General features: G+C 66.3%; 21 protein-coding genes. 16 read left to right on the top strand and 5 right to left on the bottom strand.

From position 1 onward, the window contains the following. Positions 1–46 precede the first annotated feature (46 nt). From ACP4XC_RS20765 to ACP4XC_RS20725, 9 genes are all read left to right on the top strand, one after another. On the top strand, positions 47–3505 hold the full coding sequence (locus tag ACP4XC_RS20765) for an NAD-glutamate dehydrogenase domain-containing protein (RefSeq protein WP_427172618.1): 3459 nt from the start codon (positions 47–49) through the stop codon (positions 3503–3505). Positions 3506–3628: 123 nt separating this feature from the next. After that, on the top strand, positions 3629–5377 hold the full coding sequence (locus ACP4XC_RS20760) for an ABC transporter ATP-binding protein (RefSeq protein ID WP_427172617.1): 1749 nt from the start codon (positions 3629–3631) through the stop codon (positions 5375–5377). Then, a complete protein-coding gene (locus ACP4XC_RS20755; protein WP_427172616.1) occupies positions 5374–7395 on the top strand; it encodes an ABC transporter ATP-binding protein in 2022 nt (673 codons plus the stop codon). Before ACP4XC_RS20760 ends, ACP4XC_RS20755 begins: the two co-directional genes overlap by 4 nt. A 204-nt stretch (positions 7396–7599) precedes the next feature. Beyond that, positions 7600–8085: an Hsp20/alpha crystallin family protein gene (locus ACP4XC_RS20750; RefSeq protein ID WP_427172615.1), complete on the top strand. Its 486-nt coding sequence runs from the start codon at positions 7600–7602 to the stop codon at positions 8083–8085. Positions 8086–8336: 251 nt separating this feature from the next. Next, the gene (locus ACP4XC_RS20745; RefSeq protein ID WP_427172614.1) at positions 8337–9056 is read left to right on the top strand and encodes a GAF and ANTAR domain-containing protein; all 720 of its coding nucleotides are present in this window, start codon (positions 8337–8339) and stop codon (positions 9054–9056) included. A gap of 12 nt (positions 9057–9068) precedes the next feature. Beyond that, positions 9069–9422 carry a hypothetical protein gene (locus ACP4XC_RS20740; protein ID WP_427172613.1) on the top strand — a complete coding sequence of 118 codons (354 nt, stop codon included), beginning with the start codon at positions 9069–9071 and terminating at the stop codon, positions 9420–9422. A 126-nt stretch (positions 9423–9548) separates the two neighbouring features. Then, on the top strand, positions 9549–9869 hold the full coding sequence (locus ACP4XC_RS20735) for a YegP family protein (RefSeq protein ID WP_427172612.1): 321 nt from the start codon (positions 9549–9551) through the stop codon (positions 9867–9869). A 153-nt stretch (positions 9870–10022) separates the two neighbouring features. Continuing rightward, a complete protein-coding gene (locus ACP4XC_RS20730) occupies positions 10023–10742 on the top strand; it encodes a GAF and ANTAR domain-containing protein (protein ID WP_427172611.1) in 720 nt (239 codons plus the stop codon). 11 nt (positions 10743–10753) lie between these two features. Beyond that, positions 10754–11101 carry a hypothetical protein gene (locus ACP4XC_RS20725; RefSeq protein WP_427172610.1) on the top strand — a complete coding sequence of 116 codons (348 nt, stop codon included), beginning with the start codon at positions 10754–10756 and terminating at the stop codon, positions 11099–11101. A gap of 42 nt (positions 11102–11143) precedes the next feature. Here the strand turns inward: ACP4XC_RS20725 and ACP4XC_RS20720 are convergent, their stop codons facing one another. Beyond that, on the bottom strand, positions 11144–11806 hold the full coding sequence (locus ACP4XC_RS20720; RefSeq protein ID WP_427172609.1) for a PAS and ANTAR domain-containing protein: 663 nt from the start codon (positions 11804–11806) through the stop codon (positions 11144–11146). Positions 11807–11945: 139 nt separating this feature from the next. Between ACP4XC_RS20720 and ACP4XC_RS20715 the strand changes: the two genes are divergently transcribed. Then, positions 11946–12362 carry a hypothetical protein gene (locus ACP4XC_RS20715; protein WP_427172608.1) on the top strand — a complete coding sequence of 139 codons (417 nt, stop codon included), beginning with the start codon at positions 11946–11948 and terminating at the stop codon, positions 12360–12362. Positions 12363–12417: 55 nt separating this feature from the next. On the opposite strand, the gene ACP4XC_RS20710 is transcribed toward ACP4XC_RS20715, so the two are convergent. Beyond that, positions 12418–13431, bottom strand: a complete 1014-nt coding sequence (locus ACP4XC_RS20710) for a medium chain dehydrogenase/reductase family protein (RefSeq protein WP_427172607.1) — start codon at positions 13429–13431, stop codon at positions 12418–12420. A 123-nt stretch (positions 13432–13554) separates the two neighbouring features. On the opposite strand from ACP4XC_RS20710, the gene ACP4XC_RS20705 reads away from it, so the two are divergent. Both ACP4XC_RS20705 and ACP4XC_RS20700 read left to right on the top strand, forming a co-directional pair. Beyond that, positions 13555–13914 (top strand): ArsR/SmtB family transcription factor, encoded by a 360-nt coding sequence (locus ACP4XC_RS20705; protein WP_427172606.1) that lies wholly within the window; start codon positions 13555–13557, stop codon positions 13912–13914. 28 nt (positions 13915–13942) lie between these two features. After that, positions 13943–14440, top strand: a complete 498-nt coding sequence (locus ACP4XC_RS20700; RefSeq protein ID WP_427172605.1) for an SRPBCC family protein — start codon at positions 13943–13945, stop codon at positions 14438–14440. 86 nt (positions 14441–14526) lie between these two features. Here the strand turns inward: ACP4XC_RS20700 and ACP4XC_RS20695 are convergent, their stop codons facing one another. Further along, a complete protein-coding gene (locus ACP4XC_RS20695) occupies positions 14527–14739 on the bottom strand; it encodes a hypothetical protein (protein ID WP_427172604.1) in 213 nt (70 codons plus the stop codon). 313 nt (positions 14740–15052) lie between these two features. Here ACP4XC_RS20695 and ACP4XC_RS20690 point away from each other — a divergent pair, with 313 nt between their 5' ends. The 4 genes from ACP4XC_RS20690 to metH all read left to right on the top strand — a co-directional run bounded on the left by ACP4XC_RS20690 (position 15053) and on the right by metH (position 19624). Further along, positions 15053–15346 (top strand): hypothetical protein, encoded by a 294-nt coding sequence (locus ACP4XC_RS20690; protein WP_427172603.1) that lies wholly within the window; start codon positions 15053–15055, stop codon positions 15344–15346. Then, positions 15346–15477 (top strand): hypothetical protein, encoded by a 132-nt coding sequence (locus ACP4XC_RS20685; RefSeq protein WP_427172602.1) that lies wholly within the window; start codon positions 15346–15348, stop codon positions 15475–15477. The genes ACP4XC_RS20690 and ACP4XC_RS20685 overlap by 1 nt, the downstream gene beginning before the upstream one ends. A gap of 116 nt (positions 15478–15593) precedes the next feature. Beyond that, complete coding sequence (locus ACP4XC_RS20680; protein WP_427172601.1) at positions 15594–15899, top strand: hypothetical protein; 306 nt, start codon at positions 15594–15596, stop codon at positions 15897–15899. Positions 15900–15961: 62 nt separating this feature from the next. Continuing rightward, positions 15962–19624: a methionine synthase gene (metH, locus tag ACP4XC_RS20675; RefSeq protein WP_427172600.1), complete on the top strand. Its 3663-nt coding sequence runs from the start codon at positions 15962–15964 to the stop codon at positions 19622–19624. Here metH and ACP4XC_RS20670 read toward each other — a convergent pair. Both ACP4XC_RS20670 and ACP4XC_RS20665 read right to left on the bottom strand, forming a co-directional pair. Beyond that, on the bottom strand, positions 19614–22514 hold the full coding sequence (locus tag ACP4XC_RS20670) for an ATP-binding cassette domain-containing protein (protein WP_427172599.1): 2901 nt from the start codon (positions 22512–22514) through the stop codon (positions 19614–19616). The genes metH and ACP4XC_RS20670 overlap by 11 nt on opposite strands. After that, a complete protein-coding gene (locus tag ACP4XC_RS20665) occupies positions 22511–23068 on the bottom strand; it encodes a hypothetical protein (protein ID WP_427172598.1) in 558 nt (185 codons plus the stop codon). Before ACP4XC_RS20665 ends, ACP4XC_RS20670 begins: the two co-directional genes overlap by 4 nt. Positions 23069–23080 lie beyond the last annotated feature (12 nt).

The raw sequence follows: 23080 nt of genomic DNA, 5'->3' as shown, positions 1-23080 counted from the left end.
CAGCCGTGGCCCTTGAATTAAATGATGGGGCAGGGGAGAAAAGAATATGTCGTACTCCACGGATGACCCGGACACACAGGTCTCGCGGTGGACGACGGACTGGGACTCGGAGTTCACCCGGCTGGCGGCGGAGAGGCTCGGTGCCGGCCGGGCAGCGGAACTGTGCGGCCTGTGGCTGGGCGCGTTTCCGCTTTCCTATCGTGAGGACTTCAGTTCCTCCGCGGCCCTCAACGATGTGCTGGCCCTTGAGACTTTGGCAGGCGCCCCAGGTGCGGGCGGTCCGGGTCCTGGTTCCGGACCCGGGGCGGCCCGGCACGTGGCCTTCCAATCGGACGAACGCCGCGGGCCTCATCCACGCCTGAAGATCATCAGCCTCACCGAACTGACGTTGGATGATTTTGTGCCCCCGCTCCGGGACCTGGGCCTGACCGTGACGGAGGAGAAGCCGTACCGGCTGTTGCACCCGGATGGCGCGGCCGCCTGGATTTACGGCCTGGGACTGCAGGATGCGGGGCCGGACCTGCCCGATGGGCAACAGCTTCGGATAGCATCCGCGCTGCGGGCCGTGTGGGCCGGAGCCGCTGAATCCGACAGTTTCAACAGGCTCGTTACGGCGGCCGGCCTGGCATGGCCGGAGGCGGCGGTGCTGCGCGCGTACTCGCGGTACCTCCGCCAGGCCGGGCTGACCTTCTCCCATGACCGTGTGGCCCGTGTGCTTGCGGCGCACGCTCAGGCCTCGCGGGATCTCATCGGATACTACGAAGCGCGGTTCGACCCCGACCAGGAGGCGGCCGGCAGGCCGCAGCTGATCGCTGCTGCCCTGAACAGGCTCGAAAAGGACCTTGACGGAATAAGGGGCAACGACGACGACCAGATCATCCGGTCTTTTCTGCAGGTCATCACATCGACAGTCCGGACCAATTCGTATCAGCACGCCGCAAATGGCGGACCCACGAGCCACCTCGTGTTCAAGATCCACCCCGCAGGACTGCCCTTCGTGCCGGATCCTCGCCCCGATCACGAGTTCTGGGTCTACGCTCCCCACATGGAGGGCATCTATGTGCGGTACGGCAGGGTGGCGCGGGGCGGATTGCGATGGAGCGATCGGCGCGAGGACTTTCGAGCGGAGGTCCTCGACCTCCTCCGGGCCCAGGCGGTCAGGAACGCCGTGATCGTTCCCGCAGGGGCCGGGGGTGCCTTCATCAGCAAGGGGCAGGCGGCCAGGGCGGCTCCGGCCGAGGTTCTGCCGCATGGACAGGACGCCTACCGCACGTTTATTCACGGCCTGCTGGACGTCACGGACAATCTGGTGCTGAATGGCCGGGCCGTCGCTGTGCGGGCACCCGGCCGGGTGGTCCGCCACGACGGCGACGACGCCTACCTTGTTGTTGCCGCGGACCAGGGCACCACCGGATTCTCCGACCTTGCCAACTCCATAGCCGCGGAACGTGGCTTCTGGCTGGGGGACGCCTTTGCCCCGGACGGATCCTCCGGCTACGACCAGCGGGCCATGGGCATCACGGCCCGCGGCGTGTGGGAATCGGTCAAGCGGCACCTCCGGGAAATGGGCTTCCCTTATGAGTCCGGGTCGATTGACGCCGTGGCGGTGGGGGATATGGGCGGCGACGTGCTCGGACAAGCGATGCTCTATAGCGAACGGATCGCGCTCCTGGCCGCCTTCGACCGCCGGCACATTTTCATCGACCCGCGGCCGGACACGGCAGCCACGTTCGCTGAGCGGGCCAGGCTCTCCGGGCTCCGCGAGTGGTCCTGGGCCGAGTTCGACGCCAGTCTCCTGTCCCCGGGCGGAAACGTCTACTCACGCCGCGCGGACGCCGTCGAGATCTCCCGGGAAGCGGCCGAAGCCCTGGGCTACGACGGACCGCTGAGGATGGCGCCGGATCAGTTGGTCCAGGCCGTGCTGCGCGCGCCCGTGACCCTGCTTTTCCACGGCGGCCCCGGAACCTACGTCAAAGGCAGCGCGGAGTCCCACCTCGATGCTGCCGACAAGGGCAACGACCCGGTGCGGATCAACGCTGATGAGCTTCGCGCCAAAGTCATCGCGGAAGGCGGAACCCAGGGTGTGACGGCCCCCGGCCGAATCCAGGCCGCCATGCGCGGAGTGCGAATCAACACGGACGCCATTGACCGCTCGGCGGGCCTCGACTGCTCGGATCACGAAGTCAACATCAAAATCCTTCTGAACGCCGCGGTTGCCGCCGGCGACCTCACGGGGCTGAAACGTGCGTCCGTCCTGACGCAAATAGCGCCCGACGTGGCTGACGCGGTCCTGGGCAACAGTTTCGAGCAGAATTACGCACTCGGGACCACTGTAAATCACAAACCGTCCGTGGCACGCGTCTTTGCCAGGGCCATCACAGCGCTGGAGGAATCCGGCCGCATTGACCCCCGGACGGATGCCCTGCCCGGACGTGAGGAGTTGGCCACACGGATCCGGAACGGACAAAGCCTCACGAGGCCGGAAATCGCCGTTCTGATGGCACACATCAAGTCGTCCTTGCGTGCGGCTTTACTGGCCAGCCCGCTGCCCGAGGAGCCCTGGGCGCAGCTGGAACTTGAGGGATACTTTCCGCCACCCCTCGTGGCCAGGACCCGCGCGCACCTCGGCACACATCCCCTGCGGCGGGAAATCATCAGCACCGTGCTGGCGAACCGGCTGGTCAACCACGCCGGCATCACGTTCGTCCACCGGCTGTGCGAAGAAACCGGCGCCGGTGAGCCAGACGCCGTCCGCGCCTACTGCGTCTCGGCCGGGATCTGGGGCCAGCAGGAGTTTTTCGACGAAATCCGCGCATTGGACGGCCGGGTGTCCACCGCCGTCCAGGATCAGCTGGACCGGGTGATGCGCCGGCTGCTGGACCGCTCCAGCAGATGGTTCCTGAAGAACCAGGTTTCAACGCTGTCCGTGCGGGACGAAGTCGACAGGTTTGCCGGACCGGCGGCCAAACTGTCGGAGGCGCTTCCGTCACTGCTCCACCCCAGCCAGAACGATGAAGTGGCGGAAACGGCCGGGCATTTCCAGGAACAGGGGGTGCCGGCCGGCATGGCCCGCAAGGCCTCCGCCCTCCTTTATCAATATCCGCTCCTGGATATCATCGCGACCTCCGGCAAGACCGGACTGCATCCGGAAGAACTGGCCAGGACCTACTTTGACCTGTTCGAACAGATCGAGGGACGCAAGCTGCTGAGCCGGATAGACACGCTGCCCCGCAACGATGCCTGGGAGACCATGGCCCGTGCATCCCTGCGCGAGGACTTTTATGACGTCCTGTCCAGCGCCGCCCGAACTCTGTCACTGACCGCATCGGGCACCGCCGGCACATCAGGGCATTCTCCGCTGGTCGAGGGAAAACTCCGGCTGATCTCCGAGGCCCTGCAGGAGCTCTCCGACGCCGACTCCGCAACGGACCGGGATTTCGAAATTCTCTCGGTCATCCTCCGGGCCCTCCGCAGCCTGCGCACCGACGCGTTCCACCTGCGCTGACCAAGCCCGCCACGCGCGGCCCGATTCGCCGTGAGAGGAAGCCGGTCCAGCCCCAGCTTGCGGACGTACACTGGCCTTCAAATTACTTTCTGGGAGATCCTCGTAGGCTGAGTTGGAGATCGGATGCTGTGGAAACTGCTCGTTGAATACCTGAGGCCGCAGCAGCGGCTGCTGTTCGCCGTCGTCGTTTTCCAGCTGGCGCAGTCCATCGCTTCCCTGTACCTGCCCACTCTGAACGCGGACATCATCGATCAGGGTGTGGCGAAGGGGGACACCGGCTACATCCTGCGAACCGGCTCCCTGATGTTGTTCATCACGCTCCTGCAGATCGCCTGCGCCGTCACCGCCGTGTACTTCGGCGCGAAGGCAGCGATGGCCCTGGGCCGGGACGTCCGCGGAGCGATCTTCACGCGGGTGGCCGAGTTCTCCGAGCAGGAGGTGAGCCGGTTCGGAGCGCCGAGCCTCATCACCCGCTCCACCAATGATGTCCAGCAGGTCCAGCAGTTGGTGCTGATGTCCGCCACGCTGATGGTGGCCGCGCCCATGCTGAGCATCGGCGGCGTGATCATGGCGGTCCGGCAGGATGCGCAGCTGTCGTGGCTCATCGCGGTGAGCGTGCCCGTGCTGATGATTGCCGTCGGGTTGATCATCACCCGCATGGTGCCGCTGTTCCGTCTGATGCAGACCCGGATCGACAGCGTCAACCGGGTCCTCCGCGAACAACTTGCCGGCATCCGCGTGGTGCGCGCGTTCGTGCGGGAGGACATTGAGACCGCCCGCTTCGGGAAAGCCAACGAGGACGTCACGGACACGGCACTGCGCGCCGGGCGCCTGATGGCGCTCGCGTTCCCCACGGTCATGCTGGTGCTGAACGTCTCCAGCGTGGCCGTGATCTGGTTCGGCTCGTTCCGGATCGAGGACGGCTCCATGCAGGTTGGCACGCTGATCGCCTTCCTCAGCTACCTCCTGCAGATCCTGATGTCCGTCATGATGGCCACGTTTATGGCCGTGATGATTCCCCGCGCCGCGGTCTCGGCGGACCGGATCGGCGCCGTGCTGGGCACCGAATCCAGTGTCCGCCCCCCGCTGAACCCCGTGTCCCTCGCGGCGGGGCCGGGCGGCCGCTACAGCGGCCAGCTGGAGATGCGCGACGTCGGGTTCGCCTACCCGGGTGCCGAGCAGCCGGTTCTCTCGCACGTCAGCTTCACCGCCCGTTCGGGGCAGACGACGGCGATCATCGGCAGCACTGGCTCCGGCAAGACCACCCTGGTGAACCTCATGCCGCGACTCTTCGACGCCACGAGCGGTGCGGTGCTGATCGACGGCGTGGACGTGAAGGACCTGCACCCGGACCTCCTGTGGGGGCACATCGGACTGGTTCCGCAGAAGCCGTACCTGTTTTCCGGTACCGTCCGCAGCAACCTGCTCTATGGCAAGCCCGACGCCACTGAAGAAGAGCTCTGGGGGGCGCTCTCCATCGCGCAGGCGGAGGACTTCGTCCGCGAAATGGAGGGCGGCCTGGACGCACCCATCTCGCAGGGCGGCACCAACGTCTCCGGCGGGCAGCGGCAGCGGATCGCCATTGCCCGGGCACTGGTGAAACGGCCCGAGCTCTACATTTTTGATGACTCCTTCTCCTCGCTGGACACCGCCACCGATGCCCGCCTCCGACAGGCGCTCAAGCACAACACGGCAGGAGCCACCCTGGTGATCATCGCCCAGCGCGTGTCCAGCATCGTGGACGCGGACCAGATCCTGGTGCTCGACGACGGCAGGATCGTGGGCCACGGAACACACGAAGAGCTCCTGGAGACGTCCGATACGTACCAGGAGATTGTGAGCTCGCAGCTGGCGGCGGAGGAGGCGGCATGAGCACTGTTCGTGGGAACCGGACCGGAACGGCCGCTGCTGCCGGCGGCCCCGGCGGGGACTCCGCCGTCGTACGCATGCCTGTCCGGCCGCGTGGGGGTCCCGGGCACGGCGGCCCGTTCGCCGGGATGAACATTCCGGCGGAAAAGGCAATGAACTTCGGGCCCTCCGCCAAACGGCTGCTGGGCGAGCTTCGCCCCGAGCGGCTGTGGCTGTTGCTGGTGCTGGCGCTCGCCGTGGTGAGCGTGACGTTCTCGGTGATCGGACCGCGGCTGCTGGGGGAGGGCACCAACCTGATCTTCTCCGGAGTGGTGTCCAAGCAGCTTCCGGCCGGGGTGAGCAAGGAGCAGCTGATTGCGCAGCTGCGGGCCGCTGGGGAGAACCAGAAGGCGGACATGCTCAGCGCCATGACGCTGACGCCCGGGACGGGGATCGACTTCACCGCGCTCTCCACTGTGCTGCTGTGGGCGTTGGCGCTGTATGTGCTGGCCTCGGCGTTCAGCTGGGTGCAGGCCTATGTGCTCAACGGCGTGGTGCAACGCACGGTGTTCCGGCTGCGCGAGCGGATCGAGGCGAAGATCAACCGGCTCCCATTGCGCTACTTCGACTCCGTGCAGCGCGGTGAGCTGCTCAGCCGGGTGACCAACGACGTGGACAACATCTCCCAAAGCATGCAGCAGTCCATCAGCCAGGCGGTGACCTCGCTGCTGACCGTGGCCGGGGTGCTGCTGATGATGGTGCTGCTCTCGCCCACTTTGGCGGTGATCGCGCTGGTGACGATTCCGCTGACGCTGGTGACCACCACCATGATTGCCAAGCGTTCACAAAAGTTGTTTGTGGCGCAGTGGAAGCACACCGGGGAGCTGAACGGGCAGATCGAGGAGACGTACACCGGACATGCGCTGGTGAAGGTGTTCGGCCGGCAGCGGGAGGTGGAGGAACGGTTCCGGCAGAAGAACGTGGAGCTGTTCGACGCCAGTTTCGGCGCGCAGTTCATTTCCGGCCTGATCATGCCGGCCATGACCTTCATCGGGAACCTGGTCTATGTGGGGATCGCCGTGGTGGGCGGCCTGCAGGTGGCCTCCGGCGCCATGCAGCTGGGCGACGTGCAGGCGTTCATCCAGTACTCGCGCCAGTTCACCCAGCCGCTGGCACAGCTTGGTTCCATGGCCAACCTGCTGCAGTCCGGAGTGGCGTCCGCGGAGCGGGTGTTCGAGCTGCTGGACACGGAGGAACAGCTGTCCGATCCGGATGTCCCGTTGCAGCCCGAGGTGACGCGCGGGCGGCTGGAGTTCGAGGACGTCTCCTTCTCCTATTCGCCGGACAAGCCCCTGATCTCCGATCTGAGCCTGGTGGCGGAGCCTGGGCAGACGGTGGCGATCGTGGGCCCCACCGGCGCCGGGAAGACCACGCTGGTGAACCTGATGATGCGGTTCTACGAGCTGGATAAGGGGCGGATAACGCTCGACGGCGTGGACGTCGCCGCCATGACCCGGCACGAGCTGCGCTCGCGGATGGGCATGGTGCTGCAGGACACCTGGCTGTTCGGCGGGACTATCCGGGACAACATCGCCTACGGCCGCCCGTCTGCCTCTGAATCCGAGATTCTCGAGGCGGCGCAGGCCACATACGTGGACCGGTTCGTACGGTCCTTGCCCGAGGGCTATGACACCGTGCTCGACGACGAGGGCGGCAACGTCTCCGCGGGTGAGAAGCAACTGCTCACCATTGCCCGCGCGTTCCTGGCCCGCCCTTCAGTCCTCATTCTGGACGAGGCCACCAGCTCGGTGGACACCCGCACCGAGGTGCTGGTGCAGAAAGCGATGAGCGCCTTGAGGAGCGACCGGACGAGCTTCGTGATCGCGCACCGGCTTTCCACCATCCGCGACGCCGACCTCATCCTGGTGATGGAGGCCGGGCAGATAGTGGAGCAGGGGACGCACGCGGAGTTGTTGGCCGCGGGTGGGGCGTACGCCGCGCTGTACGCGGCGCAGTTCGCCGCACCGGTGGCGGAGGTTTAGGGGTCCGCGCCCGCGGTTATGTCGACGGGGCCAATGGATTTTGGCGGGATGTGCCTCGGTCCGTCCGTGTTCGCAGCTCATCTGTGACGAGCGCAAGCAGTTCCAGGGCGGGTCTTTTGCCCCTGCCCGCTCCGCGTCAGCGGGCGTCTACTGAAGGTGTTAGCCCATTTCGGGCACCACATCGCAACTCACTGGAGGTACGTCATGTCTGATCTGCTCAGGTGGTCCCCATTCCAGACCAGCCGCTGGCTGGACACGTTCCGCACCAGCCCCTTTGATCTGCTCCGCCGGACCCCGTCGGAACTGATGGACGCCATGGACAGGGTCTTCCAACACGAAAACCAGCCACTGCCAATCCGCGTCGAGGAGTACGTGGACGGCAACACGCTCGTTGTCCGGGCCGAAGCGCCGGGGCTGGATCCGGACAAGGATATCGACGTTTCGGTCGTTGACGGCGCCCTGCAGATCCGCGCTGAGCGCAAGGAGGAGAAGGAAGAGAAGGGAAAGGACAGCTACCGGTCCGAATTCCGCTATGGCTCGTTCTTCCGCTCCGTTCCGCTGCCGCAGGAGGTGAAGGAGGAAGACATCAAGGCCACCTACAAGGACGGCGTCCTCGAAGTCCGCACGCCAATTCCGGAGCGGGCCATGACTGAGTCCAAGGGGACCAAACTTCCCATCACGCGCGAATAGCAGCAACTCGATCTTGATGCCTTCCATGGCCTGGCCGCACTTCCGGCGGCACAGGCATGCTGATCTGCGCGGCACTGGGGGAACCGGCCCACCGCGACCCGCCGTGGAGCGACCCGTGGACGCCCAGCCAGATGCGGAGGTACCGGACCGGGGTTAAGCTGAAGCTGCGGCAAGAACAGGTGCCCGCACACGAACTCTCCGGACGGTCCTCCCGGACTCGGATCGTCCGGCGACTGGCTGGAGGATGATCCATGGCGAAGAAGCTCCCACTGGATGAGCTCTCCGGCGCGGTCGGGCGGATCCGCCGCCTGCTCCTGACCGAGGAAAAGGTCGACGCCGCCGTTCAGCTCCTGGCACGGGCGATCAAGGATTCCATTCCCGGCACCGTCGGGGCCGGGGTGTCGGTTCTGGACGCCCGCGGCCGCAGAATCAGCCGAGGAGTAACCGACGCCGTAGTGGAACAGGCTGACGCGCTGCAGTACGAACTCGGTGAGGGCCCGTGCCTGACGGCTTGGGCCGCCGAGGAATCCATCCTCGTCGACGACGTGCGCACAGATGACCGTTGGCCGCGATGGAGTGCGGCTGTCAAGGGGTTGCCCATCCGGTCCGTGGTGAGCGTTGCCCTCGTCTCCGAGAAGAAATGCATTGGCGCCGTGAAGGTCTACGCCGCGCTTCCTTCCGCCTACACACCGGCCAGTGTGCGGTTGCTGGAGCTGTTCGCCGCTCCGGCAGCGACGCTGCTCTCGCATGTCCAAAGCAGCGAGGTGCCGCAGCACATCAGTGAAAACCTCCAGGCCGCCCTGGAAAGCAGGGACATGGTGAACCGTGCATGCGGGATGCTGATGCAGCGGGACGGTATCGCGTACGAGCGTGCTTTGGAGGAACTGATGCTCCAGGGCCGGCGCCGTGGCACAACAATTGCCCAGGCCAGCGCCCAACTCATCGCCGAAATGTCGGCCGGCGGGAACTAGAGGCGCGCCACCATGGGCTTTGACCCCAACGAACCCGAGCAACGGCAGCGGCTCCGGGCAGCTCTGAAAGCCGCGGACCTTAAGTCAGGGGAGCTCTGGCTGAACTATTTCAGCATCGGCGGCAGCGTGGGCGAATACGAAGTCGAAGCGTACCTGCAGGGCCTGCTTTCGCTCCCGCCACTTCAGCGGGACCTGCTCGCCATGGCCGCCAATGAACTTATCGAGGCTGTGCCCCGTCTTTTTGCGCCCTACTCTGACGACGCGAACCTCGCCCAGCCGGACCAGGAGTCGAATACGGCGGACGATCGCGATACCCAGGATAGTGCTGGGGCTGACGAGTACACCGACCCGCCCGAGAACGAATAGTCAATTGCCGGGCGGGGCCTGCGTGGCGCCGCTTACGGGACTGACACCGGCCCACGGGCGGAAGTAGGCTTTAAGCCTGACCGAGAGTCCGACCGAGAAGACCAATATGACGGAGGGCTGACGACGATGTCCGGACACTTCGAATTGATTAGCGCACCCGAAGGCGGGTACAGGTTCAAGCTGCTTGGCAAGACCGGGGAGCTTGTGGCGATTTCAGTAAAGTTCCCCACGAAACGAGCCGCCGTGGAGGGGATCGCCATGGTTCGCGAGATCGCCGGGACCGGTCTGATACGCGACCTAAGCAGCAGCCGCCGGAGCGAACCATCCCACCGGATCAGGGCCTCGCAACCAGTGCCAGTCCACCACGCCTCCCAGCGGCAGCGAGTTCCAGCCGGCCACAATTCGCTTCGGGAATTAAGTCAGATGCGACCCAGTTCATCGCACTGACCCGAGTCGGTGAACTGAACACGGGGCGCCGCCGACACGCTTGGCATTGCTCGGCGTGTCCCGGCAGCGCGCTCCGGCGCCTGTTCGGAATAAGCTGGTTGCTAGCGCGGGAAGCAACGAGCCCCGGCGCAGGTTACTGGAGATCGAGAGCGTATGGCGCAGCAGCTTCCCCTGGATGAATTGACCGGTCTGATAGCCCGTATCCGCGGGTTGCTGCTGACGGAGGAAAAGGTCGACAGGGCCGTTCAGCTGCTTTCCCAGGCAATCAAGGAATCTTTGCCCGGCACGGTCGGGGCCGGGGTGTCCTTGTTGGATTCGCGGGGGCGTAGGCTCAGTAGCGGTTTTACCGACTCGGTGGTGGAGCGGGCCGATGCGGCGCAATATGCAACCGGGCAGGGACCCTGCCTGACCGCATGGGCGTCGGAAAAAATCGTCCTCGTGGATGAGATTTCAGCGGACAGCAGGTGGCCGGAGTGGGCCGCGGCGGTTGACGGGCTGCCCGTGCGTTCAGTGGTCAGCGTCCCGCTGTTGGCTGGGAAAGCCTCGATCGGGGCGCTGAAGATGTATGGGGCGCAGCCCGGGGCATACGACGGGGACAGCGGCCGGATCCTGAGCCTCTTCGCGGAGCCCGCGGCAACGTTGTTGTCCCACATCCAAGCGAGCGATGCGCCCCACCGGATGACTGCAGGACTGCAGGAGTCCCTGTTCACCAGGGACCTGGTCAACCGGGCTTGCGGAATGCTGATGGAGCGCCACGGAATCAGCCATGAGGAAGCCCTGGACCAGCTGATCCGGGAGGCGCGTTCAACCAACGTGCCGCTGGCCCGGCTCAGCGCCCGAATGGTCGCAGGCGCGACTGGTATGGGGGGATAGAGGGTCTTCTCATGGGTTTTGATCCCAACGAACCGGAGCAGCGCCGCAGGCTTCATGAAGCAATTAAGGATGCGGGCATTCCGGTCTCCGAGCTATGGCTTCGGTATTTCGGAATTTCCGGTGACGCCGGCGAGTACGAGGTCGAGGCCTACCTTCAGGGGCTGATGTCACTTCCCCCGTTGCAGCGGGACCTGCTGGCGATGGCGGCCAATGAGCTGATCGATGGTCTCCCGCGGCCGCGCGCGCCCTACTCGGCGGACCTTGAGGTTCCCCCGGCAGCCTCCGAAGGAGACCGCCTGGAGGAGGCCCAGGCGGGCTCCGACCCGGACGACGCCGACGAGTCCGACGGCGGGAACTAGCGTTCACGCCTGGGTGTCCAGGGTGGCCATTACCGCGTGCGCTCAGCGGTGCGGGCGGGGCAGGGAGCTTTGGGTCAGTTCCTGAATGAACTGCCCCAAGGGGGTGAGGTCGGCTGGATTGTCAGCCAGGGTAACGAGGGCGCACGCCACGCCGGCGAGTTTGATGTTTCTGTTGTTGCTGTAGGTCACCAGCAGCTTGAAAGCTTCCTCTGATGCGATGCCCAGCCGCCCAATAAGGATGCCCTCTGCCTTGGCGATGGTGGCGCGTGTGGCCAGAGCACCCTGGACGGCTTCGCGCGCTGCCAGCTGGGTTTCGCGGTGGACTGTCGAGGTGAGGTCCAGCATGACTCCCGAGACAGTTAGCAGCTTCCCGGCCTGGTCCAGCACCGCCTCCCCGGCTGTCAGCACCCTGTGTTCGTGCGACTGGGCATCGATCACGCGATGGTAGATGGCCACATGCCCGCCGTGGGCAAACAGCTCACGGTTGACTGCCTGAATTCGCGGCAGGTCGTCACGGTGTTTATGCGCCAGTGTCAGTTCGAGGGTCGGAACGACGTCACCGCGGTGGTATCCATGGATATCGTAGAGCTCATCAGACCACCACATGGCCCGGGTTGTGCCGTCAAGAATAAAGGTTCCGGCCGTCAACGGGGAGGCCCCCAGAGTGCTGGAGTAGGTCCGTGCCTGCGCGGGAATAGTGTTCATAGGATCCCCTTTCGCGGGCTTCCCCCACCACCCGATCGTACGCCGATTGCCTGCAGGCGCGGCAGCGCGTCCAAGTTCCCAGGGCCCGGGAGGTCCTGTGGCCCTACTGCAGGGCGGCGGAAATAAGTAGCATTTCGTCATGGAACAGCCGCAGGACGCGAGCGCTGAAGAACCGGTGGTTTCTGCCACCACGGTTTTCGCCAGCCTCTCGGAGTTGAGGGACGCACCCGGGTACAGCCCGAAGGCAATAGCCGAACGGCTCATAAACTCGCTGGGCAAGGACGCCGTGGCACCTCTGCTGGGCATCAGCGTGGATCTTCTGGACCGCTGGGCATCGGGGCAGGACGCGCCGAATGCGGACGGCCGGCTCCGGCTCGCGGACCTTGATGCCCTTGTGGGGCACCTCCATGGTGCTTTCACGCCGGCCCAGGCGATGGTCTGGATGTGCAGCCCCAACGTGCAGCTGGGCTCCAGGCCTATCGATGTCTACCGCACCCGGGGATCGGCGCCGGTGATCGGAGCCATCCGGACCCGCGCGCAGGGGGCGTTCGGCTGACTGAATTCCTTGGGCGGAGGTAGGAGCCGGCCCCTGCCGCGAAGGAGACCCACACCTACGGCACCAATACGATCTTCCCCGTGGCCGCCGTGCTCTCGAGCAGCTCATGGGCCTTTCGTGCCTCGGACAGCGGCAGGCGCTCGGCCACCACCGGGTGGATCTCGCCGCGGCGGAGCATCCCCAGCAGCACCCCGAAGTCCTCGCGGAACCAGTCCTGGTGGTGGATGCGCAGCTTCTGGATCCGGTAAGCGAGCACGCGTCGTCGTGGTGAGAGCAGCCCCCACAGCGCCACGGCCGCGGTTGCCGCGTACCACTCGATCACCGCCGGCCAATTCTTGCGCCCGTGTGCGAGAGTGGCGTAACGCCCAAACACCACGAGCCGTCCCCCGGGCCGCAGCGCGCGGAAGGAGCGAAGCGACAATGTGCCGCCGATGCCGTCGAGCGCAACGTCCACACCGCCGTCGTTCATCGCGCGGACCCGGGCCAGGAAGTCCTCGTGCTGGTAGTCGATCGCCACGGCGCCGAGCCGTTCCACGGCGGCGCGGTCGGTTGCCGAGGCCGTGCCGATCAGGCGCAGGCCGGCCAGTGCTCCGAGCTCGAGGACCGCGGTTCCCACCCGGCCGGCCGCGCCGTGCACCAGAACGCTTTCCCCGGATTTCGCCTTGGCCGCGCGGTGCAGCAGTTGGTAGGCGGTCATGTATGGAAAGACGAGGCTGACCACCTCGGCCGGGTCGAGGTCCTCGGGCACCTCGACGGCGTACGCCTCCGGCACGCAGACAAGTTCGGCGTTGGCGCCCCACACCGTCAGTGCGCCGATGCGGTCGCCCACTCGCAGCCTTGCGCACCCCGGGCCGAGCTCGTCGACGATTCCCACGAGCTCGTACCCCGGCGTGAATGGCGGCTTGGCGCCGCCCAGATAGGTGCCGGCCCGCAACTGGGCATCGGTGAACGATACTCCCGAAGCCAGAACCCTGACGCGGACCTCACCCGGGCCGGGCCGGGGGTCTTCGACCTCCGCCACTCGCAGGACTTCCGGGCCGCCGAAGCGGTCGATCATCACGCGCTTCATGAGGCTCACTTTACGCCGGTCGCATCACCGGCACGCCGGTCAGTCCGGCGCTTATTCGGCCCCTCCGCGAGGGAATTCGAGGCCATTGACATGGTGTCCGCGCGGGGACTATCCTACAACCAAATGGTTGTAGATCAGCTCAGCGACGAAGAACTTGACCGTCTCTTCCAGGCGTTGGCCGACACCACGCGGCGGGACATCGTGCGCCGGGTGACGGTGGGGGAGTACTCGGTGTCAGGGCTGGCTTCGCTTTATGCCATGAGTTTTGCCGCCGTCCAGAAGCACGTGGCGGTGTTGGAACGCGCCTCCCTCGTGACGAAGGAGAAGCGTGGAAGGGAGCAGATCGTGCGTGGTGACCACGAAGGGCTGCAGAAAGCCCGGCGGCTGCTCGATGAGTACGAGGTGATCTGGCGGCAGCGCGCCGAGCGGATCGCGGACCTCCTCGCTGAACCGGGCCAGGCAGATACAGGCCAGACACAATAAAAATGCAGAAGGCTAGGAAGGGAACATCATGACTGTTATCAGTTCGGACAAGAACCTCGAGGCGTTGAGCATCACCATGATCGCCGAGTTCGACGCCGGCGTGGAGCGCGTCTGGCAGATCTGGGAGGATCCGCGCCTGCTCGAGCGTTGGTGGGGTCCGCCCAGCTGGCCGGCCACCTTCGAGAAGCACGACTTCGTTCCCGGGGGCGAGGCCAGCTACTTCATGACCGGACCCGAGGGGGAGAAGGCTCGTGGGTGGTGGCGGTTCACCGCCATCGACGCCCCGCACCACCTCGAGTTCGACGACGGCTTTGCAGACGAGAATGGTGCTCCGGTTGATGCCATGGGCGCCATCCACGGGGCGGTGACCCTGGAGCCGATCGGGGAGCGCACCCGGATGACCGTCAGGTCCACCTTCGAGGCGGAGGAACAGATGGAGCAGGTCCTCGCCATGGGCATGGAAGAGGGCATGCAGCAGGCGATGGGCCAGATCGACGGCATCCTCGCCGAACACGCCAATGCCTGAGCGGCAACGCAAGCTCGGCTGACTGCCTGGAGGGCAAACAGCAGAGGACGACGGCGAGGCCTCCCGCCGTCGTCCTCCTGCGTTTTCTAGCGGGTAACTTCCTCGAAAGTGGCGCCCTGGGGGGCGTCGCGCTTCAGGCTCAGCGTGAAGGTGTTGGGTCCGCTGCACGTGACCGCGATGGCGGATTTGGGGGTCTTGGCCCGTGCCGAGAGGGCCTGCGCGGCCGCTTCCAGGGTGTGGTCCATGGTGGAGCGGTCCCAGATTTTAAGCGTCACGGAGTGATCGGTGTCGAACGTCATTATTCGCTGCCTCATTCATCAATTAGGTCGTGGGCTTCGCGTCGGTGCGGAGCCCGGGACGGGGTCGATCCGTGAACGCTAAGAGACCTTGTGCAGCTCGATGAGCTCACTGGTTTGGCCTCGTTGCGTCCACCAGGTTTGGTTCAACTTTTGCTTCCAGGCCGCTGCATTCCTCTAGCCGTGCGAGTGAATGTCAGGGCCCGGCAGGCTGCGAAATGGTCCTCTCAGCCTTCTTTTCCATCATGCCGGGCGCGACGCTGGCCGCTCAAGCGCGAGTCCGCTTATTGCGCGTGAGACTGGTCACGTCGTGCAGGTGGGCGGGGAATTGGGTGCGGGGGCGGCGGCGGTCCGCGTCGGCGGAGTGGTCGAGTTGCTGGAAACGGACGAGCAGTCGCCGGAGGCTGTTGGTTCTGTTCCTGCCGGCGGGCGCGGGCATCTGGTGTTCGAGAACGTCTCGTTCTCCTATTCGACGGACAAGCCGCTGATCTCGGACCTTTCGTTGGTGGCCAAGGGCCTGCGCTTCAACGCCGTGGTCCCGGCCTCACCATCGCCAACACCGTGGCCAACTGGGGATCCCAGCTCGCGGCCGAACGCCTCGGCCCGCTGATGCAGGGCACCGTCCCCACGCCCGCCACCGCCGCGCAGCTGGCCGCATCCATCACGTTCCTGCTCAGCGACGACGGCCCTAACATCAACGGCGCCATCCTCGCCTCCGACGGCGGCTGGTCTGCGCTGTAGGGGCACGGATACATACGCCAGAAGGGCAACGCGGCACCGGTTCAACGCCGGCCCTACCGGGATGACGCTCGAAGGCCTATCTTTGACCTGACACAGCCCGAGGGAGAGGAAAGACGATGTTCACACTGCAGATCAGCTATCCAGTCCGGGACTACGAAGCTTTCAAGAAAGTATTCGACACCGATCCTGCAGGCCGCGCCGCCTCGGGCGCTAGGTCTGTCCGCCTGTTCCGGGATACAGAGGACCAGAACGCCGTGGCCGTGCTCCTTGACTTCGACACCAAGGATGCTGCGAACGGCTTTCTGGAACGGCTCCGTAGCGACGTGTGGGACAAGCCGGAGGTGATAGGGCAGCTGATGACGGGAGCGCCCACAGCCAGGATCCTGGAGGAAGTGGCCCGCGAGGGCCAGGGCGCGGGCTGACCCCCGTCGTAGTACATGGAAATACAGGGCACTGCATAGGTCCCCGCCCGTAGTCTGTTGAGATGCCTCGTTTTGCGCTTGATATTGAGTCCGTGCCCCGTCCCGTTCGATCCCAGGCGCTGCTGGATGCAGTGAACCATCGGGTCGTGATCGCCGATGGGGCGATGGGCACCATGCTGCAGGGCCGGGAGCTGTCGCTCGAGGACGATTTCCTGGGGCTGGAAGGTTGCAACGAGATCCTCAACGCCACGCGGCCGGATGTTCTCGCGGACATTCATGACGCGTACTTCGCGGTGGGCATCGATGCGGTCGAAACCAACACCTTCGGTGCGAACTGGTCAAACCTCTCCGACTACGGCATCGACGACCGGATTGAAGAGCTCGCCCGCAAAGGCGCCGAAATCGCCCGGGACCGCGCAGAAGCGGCAGAAAAAACAGACGGACGGATGCGCTGGGTCCTGGGCTCGATGGGGCCGGGCACCAAACTCCCCAGCCTGGGGCACACCACCTACGACCACCTCAAGCAGACCTTCGCCCTGCAGGCCGAGGGCCTCATCGACGGGGGAGCGGACGCCTTCCTCATCGAGACCAGCCAGGACCTCCTGCAGACCAAAGCCGCTGTCAACGGCTGCAAGCAGGCCATCGTCACCCGCGGCATCCGGCTCCCGATCTTCGTCGAGGTGACCGTCGAAACCACCGGAACCATGCTGATGGGATCCGAAATCGGCGCCGCGCTCACCGCCCTCGAACCACTCGGGGTCGACGCCATCGGCCTGAACTGCGCCACCGGGCCGGATGAGATGAGCGAGCACCTGCGCCACCTGGCCAAGCAGTCCTCCGTGGCGATCGCCTGCATGCCCAACGCCGGCCTGCCCGTCCTCGGTGCCAACGGCGCGCACTATCCGCTCTCGCCCACCGAACTCGCCACCGCGCACGAGCAGTTCGTCCGGGAATTCGGCCTTGGCCTGGTGGGCGGATGTTGCGGTACGACGCCGGAGCACATGGCCGCCGTCGTCGAGCGTCTGGCGCCCTTGCGCGCCAGCGTTGCTGTCACCAGCGGCGGGAAGAGCTCCGCTAGCGGAGAGGGAGCCGCCCGCGTTCCCACCGAGCGCGAAGCAGGCATCGCCTCCCTCTACCATCATGTGAACTTCGACCAGGAGTCCGCCTACCTCGCCATTGGCGAGCGCACCAACGCGAACGGTTCGAAGGCGTTCCGCCAGGCGATGCTCGACGAGCGTTGGGACGACTGCGTCGATATCGCCCGCGAGCAGGTCCGCGTCGGCGCGCACCTGCTCGACGTGTGCATTGATTACGTGGGGCGCGACGGCGTGGCCGACATCAAGCAGGTCGTCTCACGTTTCGCGTCGGCTTCCACGCTCCCGCTCGTCATCGACTCCACCGAACCGCCCGTGTTGCAGGCCGGGCTCGAACTCATCGGCGGGCGTCCGGTGGTCAACTCCGTCAACTACGAGGACGGCGACGGCCCGGAAAGCCGCTTCGCGCGCATCATGCCGCTCGTGAAGGAACACGGCACCGCCGTGATCGCCCTGACCATCGACGAACACGGCCAGGCACGCACCACCGAGGGCAAGGTGGCCATCGCCTCGCGCCTCATCGATTCCCTGGTGGGTGAATGGGGGATGCGCGTCGAGGACATCATCGTCGATTGCCTGACCTTCCCCATCGCCACTGGCCAGGAAGAAACCCGCCGGGACGGCATCGAAACGATCGAGGCCATCCGCCAGATCACCGCGAAGTACCCCGGCATCCACACCACGCTCGGCGTCTCGAACGTCTCCTTCGGCCTGAACCCGGCAGCGCGCATGGCCCTGAATTCGGTGTTCCTGCACGAGGCTGTGCAGGCCGGCCTGACCAGCGGCATCATCGACGCGGCCAAGATCGTGCCGCTCGCTTCCCTGCCGGAGGAGCAGCGCAAGGTGGCGCTGGACCTCGTCTGGGACCGCCGCGAATACGACGCCGACGGCAACATCACGTACGACCCCCTGAACAGCATGCTGGACCTCTTCGCCGGGGTCGACACCGCAGCGCTGAAGGACCAGCGCGCTGCGGAACTCGCGGCGCTGCCCACCGGCGAGCGCCTGGAGCGGCGCATCATCGACGGCGAAGGAAAGGGCCTTGAAGAGGACCTGGACCTGGCCCGCGCCGAGGGCATGACCCCGCTCGGCATCATCAACGACTACCTGCTCGAGGGCATGAAGGTGGTGGGCGAGCGCTTCGGCGCCGGCGAGATGCAGCTGCCGTTCGTGCTGCAGTCCGCCGAGGTGATGAAGAATGCGGTGGCCCTGCTCGAGCCGCACATGGAGAAGTCGGATTCCTCGGGCAAGGGCACCATGGTGATTGCCACCGTGCGCGGCGATGTGCACGACATCGGCAAGAACCTGGTGGACATCATCCTCACCAACAACGGCTACAAAGTGATCAACATCGGCATCAAACAGGGGATTGCCGAGATCATGGCCGCGGCCGAGGAGCACGACGCGGACGTGATCGGCATGTCCGGCCTGCTGGTGAAATCCACTGTGGTGATGAAGGAGAACCTCGCCGAACTGCAGTCCCGTGGCCTGGCGAAAAAATGGCCGATCATCCTCGGCGGGGCAGCCCTGACCCGCGCCTACGTGGAGCAGGACCTGGCGGAACAATTTGAGGGAACTGTCAGGTACGCCAAGGACGCCTTTGAGGGCCTGGCACTCATGGAGCCTTTGGTGCAGGTGGCCCGCGGCGCCGACCCGGCCGCCGTCGGCCTTCCGCCGCTGAAGAAGCGGATCCATAAAGGCGGCCCGAAGTTCACGGTGACCGAGCCGGAGGCGATGCCCGGCCGGTCCGACGTCGCCGCCGACAACCCCGTGCCAGCGCCGCCGTTCTGGGGCACGCGCATCGTGCGCGGCGTATCGCTCCACGACTACTCCGCCTTCCTCGACGAACGCGCCACCTTCATGGGGCAGTGGGGGCTCAAGCCCGGCCGCGGCGAGGACGGCGCCTCCTACGAGGAACTGGTGGAACGCGAGGGCCGGCCGCGCCTGCGGTACTGGCTGGACCGCATCCTCGCCGAGGGAATGCTGGATGCGTCCGTCGCATACGGCTATTTCCCGGTGGTCTCCGAGGGGGAACAGGTGGTGGTGCTCCACCACGGGGAGGATCGCGACGGCGTCCTCGGCACCGCGGGACTGCTCGCCCCCGACGGCGGCTCAGGCGGTCCGATCGGCACCGAGCGGCTGCGCTTCGACTTCCCGCGCCAGCGCCGCGACCGGCACCTGTGCCTCGCCGACTTTGTGCGCTCGCGTGAATCGGGGCAGATCGACGTCCTTCCGGTGCAGCTGGTCACCGCCGGCTCCAAGATCGACGAGGTGACTGGCGAGCTGTTCAAAGGAAACCACTACCGCGACTACTACGAACTCAACGGACTGGTCATGCAGCTCACCGAGGCGCTGGCGGAGTTCTGGCATGCCCGCATCCGCTCGGAGCTGGGTTTCGCTTCCGAGGAGCCCAAGGACAAAGCCGGGCTGTTCAAGCTCGACTACCGCGGTGCGCGGTTCTCGCTCGGCTACCCCGCGTGCCCGGACATGGAGGACCGCCGCAAGGTAACGGAACTGCTGCGTCCAGAGCGGATGGGCGTGGTCCTGAGCGATGAGCTGATGCTGCACCCTGAACAGTCCACCGACGCGTTCGTGTTCCACCACCCGGAGGCGAAGTACTTCAAGGTGTGAGTTGGCGCCGGTCTGCGGCCGGGGTGGAGGGAGCCTGATCGGATTGAGCCTGCGCGGCTTGCCCACCGGGTCCAGGAACCACGCCGGAGACCGGCTTCACCCGCCGGAGTGCGGCCAGAATGGCCCGCCCCACCACAGCGATTCCGATGATGGTGGTGACGGCACGCAAGGTGTCCCAGCCCGCCGTCGACGTCAAAAGCGAGTAGAGCAGGAAGCTGCTGAGGTTGGTGCCCAGCGCTGCGCCGGGCACGTAGGAGATGCCGGTGCCGGCGCCCACCGCGAAGGGCCAGAACCACAGGTTGGTCAGCAGGCCGAACAGGTAGGACGCCAGGATGCCGTAGCCGCATAGCATCCACAGTTCGGCCTTGCCCCGCACACGCCGGGGGAGCAAGCCGGCCCCGGCGCCCACCCACGCGCAGGCGAAAATCTGAAACGGTGTCCACGGCCCGATCCCACCCCACAAAGCGCTCGAGAGGGCGATGGTGGCAGCGCCGAGGAGCAGGCCGAAACGGGCACCGAAGGCCCGGCCGGCCAGGATCAGCAGGATAAAGACCGCCTCCACGCCCCCGACGCCGGTACTCGCCACCCGCACCGCCGAACCTACGGCGGCCAGGACGCCGAGCAACGCCACCGTATGTGCGGAGCGGACCGAGCCGTCCAGGGACACGACGATGGCGATGACGGCGATCGGCGCAATGGCCAGCGCCGCGTAGGGGAGGGCCGCGGCGGCATCGTCCGGGAAGGCCGCAGCGAGCAGTGGCCAGCAGAATGCTGCGAGTGCCAGAAGGTTTGCAGCTGCGAGAACTGCAAGCTCGACGCCCCTCGGCATCCGGATGCGGCGCTGTCTTGCGGCATCCTGAGAGTCTGTTTGTTCGATGACCCGTGGCCCTGGCCCGGTTCCTGTCAGCCGGGGCAGCAGCGGAAGGTGCGGTTCCGGCGCGTTGGCCGGCACGGCCTCCGGCACGGCCTCCGGCACGGAAGAGGGCACGACACCGTCACGCATCGGGAGGATCCTGGCGCCGAGGCCACGGGCAAAATCGAGGTCATGCGTGGCGATCAGGACCGCCGCGCCGGAGTCCGCTGCGGCCCGCAACGCCGCCGAGACTGCCGTGCGCGCCGCAGGATCGAGTCCGCGGGTGGGCTCATCGATCAGGAGCACTTGGGGGTCGTCCATGGTCTGCAGCGCGATGGCAAGGATCCTGCGCTCTCCTGCTGAGAGATCCCGCGGATGCTCATGTCCAATGGGAATCCGGACGTCTCCCCGTAAACGGGCAAGGTGTGACGCCGCAGTGCCAGGCGAAGGCTGTCCCCGGCCATTTCGGCGCACCTGGCGCCGTTCGGCAGCGCGGAGCTCCCCGGCGACGGTATCCCTGGTGAAGAGGTCGTCCGAGGCGTCCGGGACGAGGGCGACGCGGCCGCCGTCGGCCGTTCCTCCACGGTGCTGGCCTTCACTGCGCGTGCCTTCACCCAGGGCGAGCGCCACCAGGAGGGACGACTTCCCGGCCCCGTTCGGCCCCACCAAGGCCACCACTTCACCGCGGTGCAGGGTCAGGGATGCGTCGCGCACCAGCGGCGTGCCCTTGCGGTGCACCGCGAGCCTTGTTGCCGTCAGCACGGGCGGGAGCTCCGCTGGCCCTGCCGGTGTTGGACGGGCTTCGACAGGGGCCGACGGCGCGGATGGGGCATCACCCGGCACCAGGGCGCCGTCGTCGATGGTCCACCATGAGTCGGCAATCGGGACGAGCTGCTCCGCCCGGTGCTCCGCCACAATGACGCAGACACCGTCGTCGCGGGCGAGGGCGTTGAGCACGGCGATCACGTGTCCGCGAGCTGCGGTGTCCAGGTCCGCCAGTGGCTCATCAACCAGGAGCAAGGCCGGATGGTCCACCACCGCGGCGGCGATGGCCACGAGCGTCGCCTCGCCGGCCGAGAGGGTGCTGACATTCCGGTCCAGCAGCGCCGACACTCCGATATGCTCCGCGACCTCCAGCACCCGGGCTCTGGCAGTACGGGATGCCATGCCGCGGAGCTCCAGTGCCAGGCCGATTTCGTCCCGGACCCGGGTGGTGGCGAAGGCGGCGCGGGGATTCTGCAGGACGACGCCGCTGAGGCGGGCCGTATCGCGCGGCGGCGTGGTGGCACGGTCCGTTCCGCCGACGCGCACGGTGCCGGCAATTTCTCCACCATCAACATGTGAGAGCAGGCCGGCGATACCTCGCAGGATGGTGGACTTGCCGGATCCCGTCGGCCCGGTAATGACCGTGATTGAACCGCTCGACGGCGTGAACCCTGCGACGCGCACCTGCGCGTCACCGATACGGAATTGTGCGTCCCGGATGAGGACCGGCGCTGCGATACCCTGGCCGGGCTGATGAGCTGCCCGGCTCCCGAAGCCGCGCAGCTCCAGGGCCGCGGCAACCCGGCCCGCGTGCTCAAGGGTGCGCTCGAGCACGGGCACCAGGGCGCGGGATCCGAAGCGTTCGCCCCGCAACCGAAAGGCCAGGCGTACGGAGGTCACGGCGTCGGCGAGCGCCGGGAGCGCCGCCCAAGCCACCACAAAGGTCCGGGCCAAGCCCTGCATGGGGCCGCCCCGGGCCAAAACCACGAAGCCGCGGGCCACGTCCACCCAGGCGTTGAGCAGGCCGAAAACAAGGATCGTCCCGGCAATCGGCAGGGCGGACAGGACCGCCGCCCACAGGCCAGGCGCCGTGACCGGACCGAGGAGGATCACATGGGCGTACGGGGCAGGCAACGGCACCGCGGGCAGGTTGAGCAGAACCGGTCCACCAAGGCCCGCCCCGTTGAAAAGGATGCGGTAGATGACCCGCGCCACGATGAAGACGACGGCGAGAGCCGCGCCTGCGCGTAGCGGCGCGGGCCGGAAGGTCATGCCGAGGGTGCGGCCGGTGCGCCGTCGACCGTGAAGAGCAGCTCCAGGCTCTGTCCCGGGCTCACTTGCAGGGTGGCGAGGCCTTCCTGCGCGTAGGCCCAGTCACCGGATACCGGCTTAACCCAGAGCGCCCAGTAGGCGAACGCTGCCGGCATCTTGCTGCAGTCTTCCCGGTAGGTGCCGCCCTTGTGGGTGATGTCGAGGTCTGCGGCCGGCACACCGTTCACACGGCACACCAGTTCCTTTGGATACTGGGCAGTGCCTTCGGTTTTCACCTTTGCGTCGTCGAGCACCTTGGAAGCCGGCGTCGCCGCGCTCACGGGCACGCAAACGGACGTGTCAGCGGCAGCCTGCTTCAGGGCGCCCGAATCGATGATGACCTTCACTCCGGCGCAGGGCCCCGAAGCGGCGCTGGATGAAGCTGTTGCCGAGGAAGCCGGTGCAGAGGTGCTTGGCTGGGTGGTGGCCGGCGCGGAACAGGCGGCGAGGGTAAACAGGAGACCTGCGGCGGCGAGGGAACTCGCGGCGGCGGTGCGAATCTTTGTCAAAGTCACCTGTCAAGGGTA

It is taken from the genome of Arthrobacter sp. 92 (genome assembly GCF_050260325.1).
Lineage (GTDB): Bacteria > Actinomycetota > Actinomycetes > Actinomycetales > Micrococcaceae > Arthrobacter.
The sequence above is the reverse complement of the archived record's forward strand: the minus strand, read 5'-3'. Positions and strand labels throughout refer to the sequence as shown.